Origin of the sequence: Amycolatopsis saalfeldensis (assembly GCF_900110575.1) — a bacterium.
GTDB lineage: Bacteria > Actinomycetota > Actinomycetes > Mycobacteriales > Pseudonocardiaceae > Amycolatopsis > Amycolatopsis saalfeldensis.
Map to the genome: position 1 here is coordinate 1 of NZ_FOEF01000062.1, position 1,648 is coordinate 1,648.

Here is a 1,648-nt window from a genome sequence, read left to right on the forward strand (position 1 = left end):
GATCGGGATGCTCAGTCCCGACACCTTCGAGCAGTCACTCCGCACGGCCGCCTGAACCCTCTTAAGCCCCTGTCCACCATTCGGGGTGAACCTCACAGGCGATGTTCGCAGTGTTGATCCGCACTAACTCGAGCCGGACTCGGCCCTTGTCTTACGCAACGCTGCAGCGCATCCGAGGGGTGCTTCATGCCGCGCTCAACGGTGCGATCCGCCGGGGACTGCTGGATCGGAACCCGGCACATTGGATCGAGCTTCCCTCCGGGCGCCGGCCGCGCGCTGTGGTGTGGACTGAAGGCCGGGAAGCGAACTGGCGCCAGACCGGCGAGAGGCCGGCCGTGGCCGTCTGGACTGCGACGCAGACTGCGGCGTTCCTGGAGAGCAGCTACGACCACCCGTTGCATGTGCTGTACCTGCTGGTCGCGCTGCTTGGGCTGCGTCGGGGTGAAGCGGCGGGGTTGCGATGGTGCGACATCGATCTGGACGCACGCGTGCTGCAGGTGTCGCACCAGGTGCAGGACCACAATGGCCTGACCGTGGTCTGCCCGCCGAAGACCGAGAGCAGTGTCCGCGTCCTCGCGCTGGACAGTATTTCAGTATCAGCGCTGCGTTCCCTGCGCGCGGAGCGGAGACGTCGGCTGCCGGCTGGTGCGGCGTTGACGGGGTTCTTGTTCGTCAACCGGTGCGGGAATCCGATGAGTCCGGGCTATGTCACCCATGCCTTCGGCAAGCTCGTCGCTGAGGCGGATCTGCCGCCGATTCGGCTGCATGACCTTCGTCATGGTGCGGCGAGCTTGTCGCTGGCCGCTGGGAACGACTTGAAGGTGGTGCAGGTGATGCTGGGGCATTCGAGCATTGTGCTGACTGCAGATACCTACACCAGCGTGCTGCCCTGCCTGGCACATCAGGCGGCCGAAGCCACCGCCAACCTGGTCATGAAAGCGGCGCGGCGGACGGCGAAGAAGGTCCGCCGCGACTCCCGGAAAGCCACGCGTCACTATGGAACGAAGAAGAACCGCAGGCCTGGGTCGACGCGGAAGTCGGCTCACAAGATCCGTGTGTAGAAGGGCCCTTGCGCGCCAGCTGCTCTGAGCGCCTGAAGAAGATCGTCGACGCAGCCGAGCCACCGATAAGGGTGATGAGACCGTAGATCGAAGCGAATCGCCGGAGGCCGTCGACGGCAGTCTCAACCCCGGCTGGCTGATCGTTCGGACTCCAGGTTTGCAATGGTGAACAGATGGCCGTCTTGTGCCTGTTTTCGGCGCTACAGGAGATGCTAAAGGCGTTGAGGCAGCGGGAACTGGACGTCACCGCAGCGGCCATGCCCTGTCGGCGGCCTAGAAGGATCGAGCGACCGGCGGGACCGGCCACATTCGGCCCCCCGTCGGTCCCACCCATGATCGAAGCCCACCGGCAAGATCCTCGCGATGGAGGAACCCGCAGGTGGGCTTCGATTCAGTGGAGTGCGCCATCAGGGACTCGAACCCCGAACCCGCTGGTTAAGAGGGGCGGCTCGGGCTCGCCTCGGGCTCGCCAGTGCCGGACTCTGCCGTCGAGTTCGTGGGTGCTGCGTGTTGCTTCATGGGGCCGAGGTGTGAAGCTGGAGGCGGCCATCCTCGATCATCTGATGTTGGTCGCAGGTTCGAATCCT

Annotated in this window: 1 protein-coding gene; it reads left to right on the top strand. The window is 64.8% G+C overall.

The annotated features are described in order from the left end of the window. The first annotated feature begins 101 nt into the window (after nucleotides 1-101). Complete coding sequence (locus BMY97_RS45685; protein ID WP_091629927.1) at nucleotides 102-1,061, top strand: tyrosine-type recombinase/integrase; 960 nt, start codon at nucleotides 102-104, stop codon at nucleotides 1,059-1,061. Nucleotides 1,062-1,648 lie beyond the last annotated feature (587 nt).

Coding starts and splice junctions, on each gene's coding strand:
- BMY97_RS45685 (WP_091629927.1), top strand. CDS start 102: ATGTTCGCAGTGTTGATCCGCACTAACTCGAGCCGGACTCGGCCCTTG.